This window comes from Legionella sp. D16C41 (assembly GCF_048541585.1).
Taxonomy (GTDB): domain Bacteria; phylum Pseudomonadota; class Gammaproteobacteria; order Legionellales; family Legionellaceae; genus Legionella_C.
Window position 1 is genome coordinate 1,430,835 of record NZ_CP183303.1, and the last position, 16,025, is coordinate 1,446,859.

Here is a 16,025-nt window from a genome sequence, read left to right on the forward strand (position 1 = left end):
CGCATTGTAAGTTAATACATAGCTACATTTTTGAAGTGTCAAAGCTTGCGAGAATATTAGCGTAAGTTTTTAATGTGTCTTCACTAGGGGAGCAATAAACTTGTTTGCTATGCGCTATTTTTGCATCAGCAAGAAATTTAGCAAAATAAATTCCTGTTGGTAAGGGCTCAATAATAGTAACGTTAATCCCTTTTTTTCTTAAACCTTGATTAATTTTATCTCGGTAAGCGATAAGTCGGCCAGAGCCAAAAATAAGAGTATCTGCTTCTTTATTTACAACAGCGTCATAACACTGATTAATAAGCCCTTGAATAGTTTCATCCGCAGCATAGTTATCTTGCGGGTGAAGTTGAATACCCTGTACACAAGCTAAGTGATTCCACAAACCATAATTCCTTGCTAAATTTTCTTGAATAGCAGTTAGCTCATGGGTGGTATTTATAATAGCGAACTTTCGGCCCATCATAGCTGCAACATGCATGGTTACCTCAGGTAAGCTCACAACAGGTATAGAAACGGCCTCACGGATAGCAGCTAGCGCAATTTCAGCCATTAAATCAATGACAATGGCAGAGGCATCTTCTTTCTCAGCTCTTATAGCTTGCTGAATTAATCCAGGTGCAAGTAGCGCCATGTCAAACTCATGGCGAACAGCATCAACCGCTAAATTAACGTAGGCAATACTTATAGTTAGTTCAGAGCTCATATAAGGCTTTAACATATCCATATTCAAAGCTTTAGTATTATAACCTGGTAAAATCACTCGAATATGGGTCACGTCACTCTCCTTGAGTTAAAATGCTTATCATTTTGCGGGTGTTTTTATAAATTTTCTGAATATTTCTTGCTTCTAGTTTTTCAAAAACTAATTGTGGTAAAACCCTTTGAATTAGATAATCATAAGCACTGTAGAGAAACCCAAGATACCATTCTTTTATAGCAACATTTTGCTGACTATTTTTCATTACTTGTTGTTGATGATGTTCTATATAGTGTTTAAGTAATGCTTCATCGAAAGAATCAGGTAAGACGTAGGCCAAAAACTCGATTAAATCACGTTGCGGGACTTGAATAGTAGCAATTTCCCAATCATAGATGTAAACATTTTTTTGTTCATTATTTAATTTAAGTCCTACATTTTTAGGAACACAATCATTTTGGACTAAGGTTTGTGTCATCAAGTCAAGCTGTGGGCGCCAAGTAGGTAGCTGATTAATTAATTGTTGATGAAAAGCATGATCATCACTTTTTAAAAAAGGCAAAGCTGCTTTCTCAACAGCTAACTTTAAAGCTAACCAATAAGGTATAAGAGTTTGCATTTTATCTGCATTTAATCTGTTTCGAAAGCATGAGAATTTAGACATTAGGGTAGTCGTTTTTCCATACCAGACCGCATGTAACTGGCTAAGTGCATCAATATAGTAATCAATAGCTGTTTGATTCCACTTTTCTACGTTAAAAGTATCAAGCGATAAATATTCATTATCAAGATACTGCAGTAGAAGAATGCAGGCGCCTTCTTTTTCATTAAAATAATAACCATAACAGGCTGGGGTAAATTTCTGAAATGCCGAGTAATCCTTTTGCATCTTATAAATTGCAATTTCTTTGTGATTAACTCCCATAAATTCTAATTGGGATAGATAATTAATTAGAGGCTCTGCGGTTGAAATACCACATTTTTCAAATGCTTGTGAAATAGCTTGTAAGTAGTTCTTTTCACTAATTTTAGATTTTACAAGGACTTCTCTAATTTCTTTTTTATTTTGTCTTATATAGGAAAGTTGATAATGTTGGACACCAATTGGCCGGTCACCTTTTTTAGGATGTTTCAATTCAAGTGTCATTTTTTCACTTAAAGAAGGTATATAGTTAGCTTTGGTAACAGTTAAATTAGGATCACTGAACTGTTTTCGCATACAGTTTTCAAAAAAATCTTTAGTAAATAAAAGCTTTCCATCTTTAGCCTGAATAAAGTTTTCCTGCATATTAGTTTTATAATTTCAAAAAGAATTATCTATTAGTATAGAATTAATTTAAAAAATAGCTCTTGTAAGAGAAGTATTCTTCTACATTTAATAACTCAACTTACAGTGCCCTCGAAAAGAAACATGTCTAGGAGGGCGTTCATAAATTATTGATCTTAGCTTGTTCGAAATTAAGATGGGCCTCGGTGCAAAGAGCTATTTCAATTATAAAATTCTTTAGAGAAGGCTATTACCTAATAGCTTGGTATAAATAGCATAATAAATTTCTGTTAAGGTCTCTAAATCGGCAAGTGAAACACATTCATTAACTTGATGAATAGTTTTATTAATAGGACCTAGTTCGACAACTTCTACGCCATAAGGCGCAATAAAACGCCCATCTGAAGTCCCGCCATCAGTAGAGAGCTCCGGTGCAAGGCCTGTGACATTGGTAATAGCTTCAACACAACTTGTAATCAATTGACCTTGGCGAGTTAAAAAAGGTTCACCATTGAGACGCCAATTTAATAAAGGAGATATACCATATTGCTCAAAGCAGTGAGTTACAAAAGCTTTAAGACTGTCTGCTGTCTGTTCAGTAGAAAAACGAAAATTAAATTGTAATAGCAAATCACCAGGAATAATATTTTCCGCATGGCCGCCAGCTTGAATATGAGTAATTTGAAAAGAGGTAGGAGGAAAAAACTCATTTCCTTCATCCCAGCGTCTGCTTACTAGTTCATTTAAAATAGGTGCTAACTGATGAATAGGATTTTTTGCTAAGTGAGGGTAAGCAACATGGCCTTGTTTACCACGCAAATTTAAATTACCAGTTAATGAGCCTCGGCGGCCAATTTTGATAACATCGCCAATAGTATCTCTACTTGAAGGTTCCCCTACTATACAGTAGTCAATATGAATGTTACGTTTTTTTAATTCACTCATTACATAAGGTGTACCTAGATCAAATAGGTTGCCTTCTTCGCCGCTGGTAATTAAAAAACCTAAACTACCCTTAAATTTAGTCTTACTAAAGCGTTCTGCCATAACCATCATAGCGGCTAAGCTTCCCTTCATATCAGCTGTGCCTCGCCCATAAGCTAAACCATTGCGTTCCTCTAACTCAAAAGGATTAGTATCCCAATTTTGTTTATCGCCAACAGGCACAACATCTGTATGTCCTGCAAAAACTAATAAAGGTGTTTCGGTGCCCGAATAAGCAAAAAAGTTAGCAACTGGTGGATTATTAAAAGTTAAACAAGTAAAGCCCAGCTGATTAAAAAAATCCATCATATATTTTTGGCACCCATTGTCACTAGGTGTAATGGATTCAAACTTTATAAGCTTGCTTAATATAGTACGAATAGACGTCATTTATTGATAATCTCTTAATAGCTCATTAATACTTACTTTAGCTCTAGTTTTTTCATCAACCTGTTTAACTATTACTGCACAGTATAAACTATGGCTGCCATCCTCACTCGGCAGGTTACCTGCAACAACTACAGAACCTGCAGGAATTCTGCCATAGCTGATAGTACCTGTTAAGCGATTATAAATTTTAGTGCTTTGTCCTAAAAATACACCCATTGATATGACTGAGTTTTTTTCTACAATAACGCCTTCAACCACTTCAGAGCGGGCGCCAATAAAGCAATTGTCTTCAATAATAGTAGGATTGGCCTGTAAAGGTTCTAATACGCCTCCGATGCCAACTCCACCAGATAAATGAACGTTTTTACCAATTTGTGCGCAAGAACCTACAGTAGCCCAAGTGTCTACCATAACACCTTCATCAATATAAGCACCAATATTAACGTAAGAAGGCATTAAAACTGTATTTTTAGCAATATAAGCACCACGACGAACTATAGCATGTGGCACAACGCGAATTTGTGTCTCTTGCCATTGCCCAAGCGTATACTCGGAAAATTTAAGTGGTACTTTGTCATAAAATTGGCTAAATCCGGCATCAATTACTTGATTTGGGTATAGGCGAAATGATAACAAAACAGCTTTTTTAAGCCATTGATGCACAAACCATTGCTCATTAATAAATTCAGCTACTCGGTAATAACCTTCATCCAGCCCAGTTAAGACATCATTAACCGCAGTCAAAAGAGTAGCAGGAATATTATTTAAAGTTAGTTCGTGACGTTTTTCAAATCCCTCATTAATGATTTTTTCTAATGAATTCATAATAAAAATTATAAAAAAATAGGTACCTTAGTATACTCAATCTTATTTAAGAATGAAGTAGAGATTTTAGTACTGAGTACAACTTTGCGTAAGTCGTTTATGGAAATGGGCTCTTATCAAGAAAAGAACCCATGTAAACTACTTATTATTACTTTATAAAGCTGACGACTGGAGGCTACCTATTAATTTATCTTTTTCTTCCCATTGTTGATTTAGCCAATGACGAAACTCTAATTGTTTATGCTCGTCAAAAGCTAAGGACTGATCGAAGAATTTAGTAGGAATAGGAATTTGACGTAATTTTACGTAAATAGTGTCTATACGGTGACAGAGAAAATCCCAGAGAGTTGGCTTTTTGCAAGAATAAGATAGTAAGATCGGTAATAGCCTTAACTCGATTGCCCAAGGTGGTTATTACAAAGCTAATTCCGCCTGCTCGGGGTTTTAATAAAAATTTATAAGGTGAATTTTGCTTAGTTTTTTTCTCTTTAGTAAAGCGTGTACCTTCAATAAAATTCATAACTGCTGAGGGTGTATTTTTAAATAAAGTCATTGCTTTATTTGTAGAAGCTAAATCTCTTCCACGTTTATGTGGTTTATTAGCTAAATACTCTTTGGAATAGCGCTTCATAAAAGGGCAACCCATAGCCCACCAAGCGAATCCTAACAAAGGAACCCATTTTAATTGATCTTTAATAAAAAATTTTAAAACAGGAATCCGTCGATTTAATAAATATTGTAAAACAACTATATCTAACCAACTTTGATGATTGGCAATTACTAAGTACCAATCATTACTAGTTAACTCATTTAGGCCGCTTACTTCCCATTGCACCGCTTTATTTAAGTTAATATACCAGTTATTCGTACTACTCCAATACGTGGTTATTTTATCAATAATTTTGGTACAAAAAATTCGCCAGCGAAAATTGGGAAATAACTTCAATAAACCAACCACAAGTACAGGTATAAAAAAGATAACCGTAGAGATAGTCAGTATAAAAATAGCTAAAATTCCACGCCATTGGCCACCTTTCTTTTGACGCATGCAATACTCCTTTAGGTTAACGCATAATCTAAATCTGCAATTAAATCTTCTATATATTCAATACCAACCGAAAGTCGAACAAAACCATCTACAATACCTAGAGTTTGTCGCGTTTCAGGCGGGATAGAGGCATGAGTCATAATAGCTGGATGTTCTATTAAACTCTCTACACCACCTAAACTTTCAGCCAGGGTGAAAATTTCACAACGCTGTAAAAAACGCTCAGTAAAGGCTAGGTCACCATCTAAAACAATAGAAATCATACCACCAAAAGCATGCATTTGCTTTTTAGCTAGACCATATTGAGGATGACTAGGGAAGGCCCGGATAAATAACTTGCTTAACTTTTGCATGCTTCTCAAGCCATATAGCAAGTGCTAACGCATTCTCACAATGGCGCTGCATACGAACAGATAGAGTTTTTAAACTCCGCAGTAGTAAAAAGCTATCGAAGGGACTTGCAATAGCCCCACAAGAATTTTGTAAAAATGCAAGTTGTTCTATTAATTGAGGATTATCACCAACAACGACAGCACCACTAACTACATCAGAATGCCCATTAATATATTTTGTTGTTGAATGAAGAGTAATATCAAAGCCAAGCTCTATAGGTCGCTGTATCCAGGGTGTAGCAAAAGTATTATCGGCAACAGCTAATAAATTATGCTTTTTAGCTAATAAAGCAATTTCTTGAAGATTTGCTAAGTTAAGCATAGGATTTGAAGGGGTTTCAACCCAAATCATTTTTGTTTCAGGCCTTATGGCGTCTGCAATAGCTTGAGTATCTGCCATATCAACAAAGGTAAAGGTTAAGCCAGAGGTACGTGTCTTGACTTTATCAAATAGTCTATAGGTACCACCGTATAAATCGTTTGTTGCGATAACATGGGCGCCCTTATCTAACAAATCGATTACCGTATTAATAGCGGCCATACCAGATGCAAAAGCAAAGCCTTCTTTACCTGACTCAAGACTTGCTAAGCATTGCTCATAGGAAAGACGAGTAGGATTTTTAGTACGTGAGTATTCATAGCCTAAGTGAACCCCTGGCGAGGATTGTTTATAGGTTGATGTCGCGTAAATAGGCGTTATGACTGCGCCAGTTGTGGGATCAGCTTGTTGCCCTGCATGAATAGCACGTGTGTCAAAATGAATCTTATCCATTATTATCCTTTCGGCTAGTTAAGCAAAAATTGTTAATGCAGTATATACTTTAATTGATATATTCAATGCATATCTTGTTAAATATTTTAGTAGCGCTAACAAGGTTGTTATTTTAGTGAGGGATCAATGCGCAGGCAAGAAATTGATTACCAGAAGTTGCCTTAGCGGCTGAGACAGTAAAAAAGCGCGGTAAAGAGCCATCTTTAACCAACGTTTGTGAAGAGTTAGGGATTGTCACGATTACCCCTAATTTACCTACCTTACTTGAGAAGTGGTATCACACTCAACCTGAATTCCAACGCAAAAAAATTGCTCCGCTATCAGAAAACATTAAAGTGGGCACGAATGCTATTGTTGAAAAAAATGTTGAGCTTGAGAAGTCACTCTCTTTATTACGCGCCACGCTGGAATGTACAACTGATGGTATCATGATGGTTAATGGTCAAGGGCAAGTGGTTGATTGGAATCAAAAATTTGTAGAAATGTGGCGTATACCCTCTTATATGCTCGAATCTGGGACAGAAAGTATTGGCTTTGAGTATATATTAGATCAACTAAGCAATCCTGAGGCAGTTATTTCCGATGTTCAGTATTTATATGAAAATCCTGATTGGCAGGGAGAGCTTCCGCTTATTTATTTTAAAGATGGGCGTATTTTTGCTCGTTATACTCAACCGCAACGTATTGGCACTGAAATTGTCGGCCGAGTTTATAGCTTTCGTGATGTTACTCAACGTGAAATGGCCGATGAAGAGCTTAGAATTAGACAACGAGCCATTGAGGCAAGTACTCATGGTGTGGCCATTATCGATATTTTAAAAGAAAACTTACCTATTATTTATGTTAATAAAGCTTTTGAAAGAATTACAGGCTTTAATGAAAAGCAAATTTTAGGGCAAAATCTAGCTTATATTCACGGAAAAAAAATAGACCAAGCGAATCATAAGCGAATTATTTTAGCTATTAAAGAATTACGTGAGGAAACAGTTGAACTTGAAACTTCAAGACGCTCAGGAGAAGTTTATTGGTGTGAAATGAGTGTAGCTCCTGTTTCTGATCCTTCGGGTAAAGTTAAGCATTATGTATCTATAATTAATGACATAACAGAGCGCCGAGAAATGGAAGAGCAGTTGCTAAGACAGGCAACTCATGTCATTAACAGAGCTTCCTAATCGTGTCCTACTCATGGATAGAGTCGAGCAAGCGATTTTACAAGCAAAGAAAAAAGGCTCAATGCTTGGCTTTTTATTTCTAGACTTAGACCGCTTTAAATTAACAAATGATACATTAGGTCATAGTATTGGCGATAAGTTACTGCAAGCAGTTTCAAATCGCCTGCTTATTTCCACCAATGATTTTGACACAGTGGCTCGTTTAGGCGGAGATGAATTTGTTATTTTACTACAAGATATCCATACTGAAGAGCAAGCAGAGCAAACAGCTAACGAAATATTAGAATCGATTGAAAAGCCCTTTCAAATTGGTCAACATAATTTAAAAGTCACAGGTAGTATCGGTATTAGCTATTATCCAAAAGATGGACTTGATTACGAATCACTTATGAAAAATGCTGATTTATCGATGTACCATGCTAAAGATAGTGGCCGCAATAATTATCGTATTTTTAATCAAGAAATGAATCAACGCGTGATTAATCGTATGCAGCTTGATAATGCCTTAAGAGATGCGTTAAAACGTAATGAATTCTATTTGGTTTATCAACCTCTAATGGATTTAAGAAAAAATGTTATTATAGGTTTTGAAGCCTTAATTCGTTGGAATAGCCATCTATTAGGCCAAGTTTCTCCAGCTGATTTTATTAGTACAGCAGAAGAAAATGGCTTGATTGTAGAAATTGGTAAATGGGTTTTAGAAGAGGCATGTAAACAGCTAGTTTGTTGGCATAAAGAAGGGTATAAAGATTTAACTATTGCTGTAAATATATCAGGCCGACAATTTAGACAAACAAGGCTACCTGAGTTAGTTCAGGAAATTTTAATGAAAACAGGCTTGCCGGCAACCTATCTTGAGCTTGAGTTAACTGAGAGCTTGTTAGTGGATGATGTGAAACATGCCGTAGAGACTATGTACCAATTAAGGGAAATGGGTGCAAAATTAGTTATCGATGATTTTGGCACAGGCTATTCAACTTATTATCTTATTTAAAGCAATTTCCAGTGAATAAATTAAAAATTGACCGTTCGTTTATTAGCGAGTTAGTTAGCGAAGAAAATGATGCTGCTATTGCTAGAGCAATTATTAATTTAGGACATAGTCTTAATTTGGAAGTGCTTGCTGAAGGTGTAGAAAATGAATTACAGCGAGAATTTATAATAAGACATGGTTGTGATTATGCGCAAGGTTATTATTTTAAACCACCTAACAGACCTAGCGAACTTAAAGAATTTTTAGAGCAAAACAGCTTACCGCAGCTTGATGCAACTTAATTAAATCATTATTAAATAGATTCAATTCATTAAATTTAATACTAACTCTATTAATAAATGAAAAATTTTGCGTTGCAACCTAAAAAGTTACTTCATCACAACTTATTAAAAATACATGTAATGAAGTAACTAAAAGATAAGCTTATTCTGTGTAAGTTTCTTTACAAGTCACTGTAAATTTAGACTTTTTTAAGCCTATACAAAAAGCATCTTTTGCTTTAGCGTTTAAGGAAATAAAGCTATTACCCTTATAGGCATTACTGTCATTATACAATCTTGCATCATTAAACCAGCCCGTATTAAAAGGTACACAACCTGGTATGTTACTCTCAGTTTTAGTCTCTAGCTTACAGTCTGGTGAAGAGGGCTGTGAGCCATCGAAACCATAGCGAAAGTCATTATTAATATAAACTACCGCTTTAATCGTAGAAGACAAATTAATTAATTACAGGGTTATCTTTGTCTGACTTACATGCTGGAGAACGATTAGGATTAGCAGGGTTACAGTTTATTGGCACTACTCCATTATAATGGATTAAGCTAAACAATCTATTGACCCAGGTCCTGGAAGCTTGTCTATAAGCGCTTTGCCAAGAAAAGCTACTACCATCGTGGGGATGGCTTTGAGAGCGATCAACATAATTGGTAATGGCTGATTCAGAGATAATAACAGGCTTATTCATGGCATTTGCAAAAGCTACTGCGCCTAGAATATTGCCATCAATGATAAAGCGCCCATCGCCAATATTACAAGTCGAATTAGGAACAAAGCTCGTCGCAGGAAACCCGTTGTAACCATAAGCTGAGCCATCAAAGTGAGGCAGACATAAGTCATGTTCAAACACGCTTAGCCCTATCCAATCAACAACATCATTTCCTGGATATAAAATTTGATATTCACCTCTCACGGGGTGATAAATATAATATACTCTTGCACCGCTATTTTTAGTCCCAGTATTAATTAAATCGCGTAAATGTCTAAACATTCTTTTATACACTTCGCAACCTATTTTGGGATCTACATTGGGGTCGCAAAAAAAGTTTGAGCTAACCTCATAGTCAAGACGTAATAGGTAAATAGGTTTGGGATTATTATTAATATATTTAATTAAATTATCATATAATCTATCACTCTTACCATCTGCAATGTCGTGAACAGCAGCAACAGATGCTTCAAGCGATGTACACTCACCTGGCTGTACCCCCCATGTGGGCAGCGTGTACTGTTTGGTGGATTATCTTTTACACTTATTGCCAATTGTATGTATATATCTTTTTTTGCTTGATTAGCTTTATTAACTAAAAATGCAAAGTTATCTTTAGCGCTACTTAATAAGTCGCCTGAAGTTTCGGAGGCATTATTAGGTCTGGATTGATAATAAATAGAACCGCCATCAGGCGTTTGCCCATCTGCTAAAATTGCCTGCAAATTATCCCAAGCCTCATTATTATTCTGACCGGATAAAAGCAAGCGTTGAGTTATTTGTACAGGAGGAGGAGTCGCATTTGCATCATGATTTTTATCTAAGTTAGCTTGATAGTTACTATCACTACCATAACCTTTTACTGCCAAAGTTAAGGCGAGCACAAGTGAACAACTTATTTTTATAATTTTCATGTAATGTTTCCTTACATTGTTTAAGATTACACAGCCACTTCAAATCTTTAGTTTTAATTCTGAAATTAAATGGCTGCATTTTGATTGTAAAACACTCTGATATATTCGAATAGTATCAATTAAATAACTTTTCTAATTTTATGAGAAGGTTATGACTTTGAAGTTAGTATGAAGATTTAAAATTCCTCAAGTTTACTGCACATAAATTTACCTGATAGCAAGCTTTAATCATAAATTAAGTCAAAAAAAGTAAAAGCTTTTTTATTTTGCGACTTGACAATAGTTAAGAATAGGTATGATTTTTGCTGTTTTAAATTTATTGAATGAAAAAATACTATATAAATTAGTTAAGTTAATAAATTTCGTAGGAGTAACACTATGAGTTAAAAGGATCTTATATTTTTAAATTAATAAGTTTGAGCTTATTCATTAATTTAAGGTTAGTTCTTATTAACCTAAATTATAAATTTGTTAGCTGCAGGCAGTCCTACTTCAAAGGAGAGCAGGATGAGAAATGTAACTATTATTGGTGCAGGCTTATCAGGTGCATTATTGGGATTATATCTGGCTAAAAGGGGGTATAATCTTAACCTTATTGAACTGCGCCCAGATATTCGTTTAAGCCAAATTGATAAGGGACGTTCTATTAATCTTGCTATGTCTTGTCGAGGATTAACAAGCTTAACTAATATAGGTTTATTGCCTGATGTTAAGAAAATTATGGTCCCTATGCGTGCTCGAGCTATTCATGAAATGAACGGAGAAATTAAATATCAACCTTTTGGAAGGCATGCTAATGAATATATCAATGCTATACAACGAACTGATTTAAATAAGCTTCTACTAGATAAAGCTCAAGCTTTCTCGAATGTTCAATTAATGTTTTCGACTCGATTGCTAGATATTGATTTTAAAGAGAAATTAATTTTTTTCTCAGACGAGTCAGGAAATAAATTTACTAAATCCTATGATCATTTGATTGGTGCAGATGGCGCAGGTTCACTAGTACGAGAAATTATGCATGAAAAAGAGATAATTCAATTTACAAGAGATTACTTAAATTATGGTTACAAGGAAATTTCAATAAGTGTGCTTCCTCAAAGAAAATGGCCTATGAACATCTGCATTTATGGCCGCGTGATTCCTTTCTTTTATTAGGAAACCCAAATTGTGATCACTCTATAACTGGGTCACTATTTTTAGCTCATGAAGGTAGAAATAGTTTTGCAAACTTAATTAATGAAGGTTCAATAAAGGTTTTTTTTAGAAAATTTTTCCCTGACGCGTATGATGAGACACCTAATTTAGTTACAGAATTTTTACAAAATCCTACCGGTAATATGAGTACAATTAAATGCTCGCCTTGGTATTATCAAGATCAATGTTTATTAATTGGAGACGCTGCACATGGTTTAGTACCTTTTTTTGGGCAAGGGATGAATAGTGCCTTTGAAGACTGTCGAATCTTTAATGACATTCTGAATCGTTATGAAGATGATTGGCATAAAGCGCTGCCTGCTTTTTTTCAAGCACGCAAAATTAACACCGATGCTGTTGCGAAAATGTCAATGGATAATTTTCATGAAATTCAAAGTGATATATGTGATAAGCAATTTAATTTAAAAAAACAATTAGAACATATTTTAATGAATCGCTATCCAGAACGTTATATCTCTAAACACGTTCTAGTGATGTTTACGAACACCCCGTATGCCCAGGCTTTAGCAATTGGTGAGATACAAAGTAACTTTTTAAATAAAATTTGTGTTAATTTGCATACTATAGAAGATATAGATTGGAAAGAAGTTGATACCTTAATGGATGATTATGACAAAAAATTGGCGAATTTAAACTTTCATTAAAATACATATTGAATACAACGGCATTTTTGTCAAAACTTTGGCAAAAGTAAGAAATTTAAGGACAATTTTTTGTCACTTTGCCCGAATTTAAGGAGTAAAACAGGCAGAAATTCATAGATTTTTAGCTTTTTTTGCTAAAAGTGCTCAAAAAAAGTGGCATGCCTCCTGCAATATTAAAGTTGTCCAACAATTTTATGTCGTGGAGACAGTTATGAAAACTATACAAGCATATATCGATTCTAAACAACAAGAGTTTATGAATCATCCTTTTTTTGAAGTTTTAGAACAGTTAGATACTATCGAAGAGATTAGTTACTTTGTACCTGAATTAACTTTCTGGGCTATGACCTTCCAAGATATTTTGAGACTTAACGAAGAAAGAGTAACTGATCCTTATTTAAAGAAGGTTGCTCGGCATCACCGCTTAGAAGATGCAGGTCATGAAAAATGGTTCATCCATGATAAAAAATATCTAGGTGAAATCAGTGAAAATAAGGCTTGTAATAATGATGATGTATCTTGGTTATACAGCAAAGAAACGCAGCTTACACGCGATGCAGCTTATGCAATAATGTCTGAAATTTATAAAGCAAATGATGAAATTATAAATATTGCCCTATTACTGACTCTGGAATCATCAGGACATGTATTCTTTGAAAAAGTAGTTAAGCAAGTACAAAAAACTGGTGAAGATAAGAACTTAAAATACTTCTCAAGTTCGCATCTAGAAGTTGAAATGGCACATGCATTATTTGAAGAAGAAATGGAAAAACAACTATTTTCAAGGGCTGTTCCTGTAGAAGTTCGTCGTGAAGCCTTAAAAATGGTAGATAGATGCTATGATGCATTTAGTAAGATGTTTGATGGCTTATTGATTGCTTGCAACCGTAGACTGGAACTTGCAAGAGAACAAGAATTACAACATGCTGCTAATACAGTTGAATATGCAGCTTCAAATCAAGCAATACAATAAGTGTAACGGGTTGGACAAGCGTATGGCCAGAGATGGACATGCGCTTGTTTTTATTTATTATTCTCTAAAAAAATCATTTCTATTACTCACTGAGCTCTCAAAATAATTTTGAAATAATTTCATCACCTTGCTCAAATTTAAATAATTTAGTTTTTGACTTTGTAGTAATCCTACTCTACGTTTAAACATGTTAAGCGTATCTTTTCTTAACACTAAGGACGATTTTTATACTCATATTCTGCCTAGGTATTTAAACTAATCAGTCATAACATTAAGCATTAAATGCTGGTTATAACATACCTTAATTGACTATGTCGTATTTAAACTATCGTATCGAAATAGCTATTTAAAAGGAGTTAAATATGCATTTGAAAGTAGTGTTAACAACAGGTGTTTTACTAGCTATTAGTACAGTCTCAATAGAAAGCTATGCCGAAGAATTTTTGGCCAAAGAAATTAATGAGCCATCTTCTTTAATTAATTATTGGACCCCTGAACGAATGAAAAATGCTAAAGAGATGCCACTGCCTTTAGTCAATAAAAAAAACATTCAAGAAGCACCTATGATAGAGCCTTCTGCAGATAAGGTTGAGTCAGCTGATGGCGCTCCGCCATTAGATGGAAATATTGCACCGCAAGCTCAGCAACTTTATATGCCTGATATCTTATCAAAAACTAGTAATTTAGAATCCAAAGTAGCAAATTTTGATAGGGGAACATTTAACTATAATTATACCAGCTCTCGTTTAGTGCCATTAACTGCTGATCTTACCTATCCTTATAGAGCTGTTGGTAAGTTATTTTTTACTATTCCCGGTCAAGGCGACTATGTTTGTTCAGCTTCTGTATTGTCGCAACGAATTATTGTAACTGCTGGGCATTGTCTACATAAAGGTTCTGGAGGAAATGCTGGCTTTTTCACTAATTGGCGCTTTGTACCAGCATTTCGTGATGGCGCAGCACCTTTTCAGACTTGGAGCTCTTCCTATGTAATGGTTACAAATACCTGGGCAACTGGAAATGGTACAGTACCTAATGCTGCTGATTATGGCATGATTGAATTACGTGATAACACAATCAATGGTAGTCCAAGCAAAATTGGTAGCGTTACAGGCTATTTAGGTTATCAAACTCAATCACTTTTTCCTAATCATGCTCATTTGTTAGGTTATCCTTGTAACTTCGATAGTTGTCAAAAAATGCATCAAGTTACAGCTCAAAGTGCACGTAGTGTTGCTCCTAATAATGCAGAATATGGATCTGATATGACTGGTGGTTCAAGCGGTGGCCCATGGATACAAAACTTTGGCGCTTTTGCCATTGGACAAACAGGTGGGCTAAACTCAGGACCTAATAGAATCATCGGCGTTACCTCTTACGGTTATGTAAGTCAAGATCCGAAAGCACAAGGAAGTTCGATTTTTGATAGCCGCTTTACTACTTTACTTAACAATATTTGTGCGCATCAAGCAGGTAATTGTTCTTAACAATATTAGTTTTTAATTTAACTTTATAGTAATAAAATTAATTTAGGGCCATTTATAATCCAATAAATGGCCTATTTATTGGATTTTCCTCACAATTATTCATGGCCAATCTTAAATAAGCATGTATTTTAAATAGGCTTCTACGTTACCTTTTTCAATATCTTAATCCAACTGACTTTGGCCTTTGTAGACAGTATAAAAAAAGTCTATTTTTTAGAAATTTACTTGAGAAATTTTTTTAAAATAGTAATAGTAAGGTGAGCTAGAATTGAATTAGAAAAATAAAGGATGTGTCATTAAGTAGGGAGGCGATTTATGCCAAATATTTGGGATTTTTTTAATACTGCAAAAAAATTTGTTCAAGAAAACCAGCCTGTAAACTGGACCGGTGCTTTAGTTCATCCTTACTACTGGTTGATGTCTAAAACCGAAGACTATATTTGTAATATTACAGGCAATGATGTAAGTGATGAGCCTAAGAAAACAGGTGTTTATGTTGTACCTGGAACAGGTGATTTTCCTCTTTCACTCCTAAGATTGGTAAACAATTTAATAGCGAAAGGTAAATTACATAACATTAAAGATTTTACTATAGTTTCATTTCTAAATCGCTTTCAAGGAAAAAGTATTGATGATTTTGCGCAAGAACTTGTAGACAAAATGGTAAAAAATAAGGAAGAGAGCGTTATCATAGCAGGGCATTCTCGTGGTGGTTTGGTTGGTGCTAAAGCAGCCCTGATGGCAGCAAAATTGGGTATTAAAGTTAAAGCTGTGATTTCCTTAGCAACTCCTTTTAATGGCTCCTATTTAGCACTTCCTCCTATTACTTGGTTTTCAACTTCAGTAAAAGAAATGGAGGTAGGTAGTGCCTATTTAAAAGAATTGACGAATGAGATTTTAAAATCAGACATACCCCATTATTTTATGATAGCTGGCAGTGATGAAGTCGTTCGCTCAGGCGCATTTATACAAGAGTATGTCAACAAGCATCCTGAATCGATGCTGGTTTTTAAAAGACATGGGCATTTATCTTTAGTTTCATCTCACGAGCTTGTAACTACTATGCATAATATTATTCTTTATGGAAAAATTACTAGCGATGAAAAATTAGAGCAAACTGAAGAGAACTCCTTAACTATAGATAATTCTAGTTTAGGATTTTTTAACCTATCATTGGATAAAAATTCTGAAACCTTGACCGAAATTGTTGTAACCGATGAAAGTACCCTTAGTCCTCGATAGATTATAAATCAGTTATCT

13 protein-coding genes and 2 pseudogenes are annotated in these 16,025 nt (G+C 34.9%); 6 read left to right on the forward strand and 9 right to left on the reverse strand.

From position 1 onward, the window contains the following. Nucleotides 1–22: 22 nt before the first annotated feature. From ACNVED_RS06290 to ACNVED_RS06315, 6 genes and pseudogenes are all read right to left on the reverse strand, one after another. Entirely contained in the window at nucleotides 23–778 is a 756-nt protein-coding gene (locus ACNVED_RS06290) for an aspartate/glutamate racemase family protein (RefSeq protein WP_419420904.1), read from the reverse strand. Nucleotide 779: 1 nt separating this feature from the next. Next, a complete protein-coding gene (locus ACNVED_RS06295) occupies nucleotides 780–1,988 on the reverse strand; it encodes a 3-hydroxy-3-methylglutaryl-CoA reductase (protein ID WP_419420905.1) in 1,209 nt (402 codons plus the stop codon). A gap of 216 nt (nucleotides 1,989–2,204) precedes the next feature. Then, on the reverse strand, nucleotides 2,205–3,341 hold the full coding sequence (gene dapE, locus ACNVED_RS06300; protein WP_419420906.1) for a succinyl-diaminopimelate desuccinylase: 1,137 nt from the start codon (nucleotides 3,339–3,341) through the stop codon (nucleotides 2,205–2,207). Beyond that, nucleotides 3,342–4,166 (reverse strand): 2,3,4,5-tetrahydropyridine-2,6-dicarboxylate N-succinyltransferase, encoded by an 825-nt coding sequence (dapD, locus tag ACNVED_RS06305; RefSeq protein WP_419420907.1) that lies wholly within the window; start codon nucleotides 4,164–4,166, stop codon nucleotides 3,342–3,344. Nucleotides 4,167–4,440: 274 nt separating this feature from the next. Beyond that, entirely contained in the window at nucleotides 4,441–5,214 is a 774-nt protein-coding gene (locus tag ACNVED_RS06310; RefSeq protein WP_419420908.1) for an acetyltransferase, read from the reverse strand. A gap of 11 nt (nucleotides 5,215–5,225) precedes the next feature. Further along, a pseudogene (locus tag ACNVED_RS06315) lies at nucleotides 5,226–6,378 on the reverse strand (trans-sulfuration enzyme family protein). Nucleotides 6,379–6,504: 126 nt separating this feature from the next. On the opposite strand from ACNVED_RS06315, the pseudogene ACNVED_RS06320 reads away from it, so the two are divergent. Next, nucleotides 6,505–8,825: pseudogene (locus ACNVED_RS06320) on the forward strand (EAL domain-containing protein). Nucleotides 8,826–8,967: 142 nt separating this feature from the next. Here the strand turns inward: ACNVED_RS06320 and ACNVED_RS06325 are convergent. The 3 genes from ACNVED_RS06325 to ACNVED_RS06335 all read right to left on the reverse strand — a co-directional run bounded on the left by ACNVED_RS06325 (nucleotide 8,968) and on the right by ACNVED_RS06335 (nucleotide 10,443). Further along, on the reverse strand, nucleotides 8,968–9,261 hold the full coding sequence (locus tag ACNVED_RS06325; protein WP_419420909.1) for a hypothetical protein: 294 nt from the start codon (nucleotides 9,259–9,261) through the stop codon (nucleotides 8,968–8,970). 1 nt (nucleotide 9,262) lies between these two features. Further along, nucleotides 9,263–9,823 carry a hypothetical protein gene (locus ACNVED_RS06330; RefSeq protein WP_419420910.1) on the reverse strand — a complete coding sequence of 187 codons (561 nt, stop codon included), beginning with the start codon at nucleotides 9,821–9,823 and terminating at the stop codon, nucleotides 9,263–9,265. Nucleotides 9,824–9,933: 110 nt separating this feature from the next. Next, nucleotides 9,934–10,443, reverse strand: a complete 510-nt coding sequence (locus ACNVED_RS06335; protein WP_419420911.1) for a hypothetical protein — start codon at nucleotides 10,441–10,443, stop codon at nucleotides 9,934–9,936. A 507-nt stretch (nucleotides 10,444–10,950) separates the two neighbouring features. On the opposite strand from ACNVED_RS06335, the gene ACNVED_RS06340 reads away from it, so the two are divergent. From ACNVED_RS06340 to ACNVED_RS06360, 5 genes are all read left to right on the forward strand, one after another. Next, nucleotides 10,951–11,601 (forward strand): FAD-dependent oxidoreductase, encoded by a 651-nt coding sequence (locus tag ACNVED_RS06340; RefSeq protein ID WP_419420912.1) that lies wholly within the window; start codon nucleotides 10,951–10,953, stop codon nucleotides 11,599–11,601. After that, entirely contained in the window at nucleotides 11,550–12,305 is a 756-nt protein-coding gene (locus ACNVED_RS06345; protein WP_419420913.1) for an FAD-dependent oxidoreductase, read from the forward strand. Before ACNVED_RS06340 ends, ACNVED_RS06345 begins: the two co-directional genes overlap by 52 nt. A gap of 211 nt (nucleotides 12,306–12,516) precedes the next feature. Beyond that, a complete protein-coding gene (locus ACNVED_RS06350) occupies nucleotides 12,517–13,278 on the forward strand; it encodes a hypothetical protein (RefSeq protein ID WP_419420914.1) in 762 nt (253 codons plus the stop codon). A gap of 362 nt (nucleotides 13,279–13,640) precedes the next feature. Continuing rightward, a complete protein-coding gene (locus ACNVED_RS06355; protein WP_419420915.1) occupies nucleotides 13,641–14,765 on the forward strand; it encodes a trypsin-like serine peptidase in 1,125 nt (374 codons plus the stop codon). A gap of 315 nt (nucleotides 14,766–15,080) precedes the next feature. Then, on the forward strand, nucleotides 15,081–16,007 hold the full coding sequence (locus ACNVED_RS06360) for an esterase/lipase family protein (protein WP_419420916.1): 927 nt from the start codon (nucleotides 15,081–15,083) through the stop codon (nucleotides 16,005–16,007). The last annotated feature ends 18 nt before the right edge of the window (nucleotides 16,008–16,025 follow it).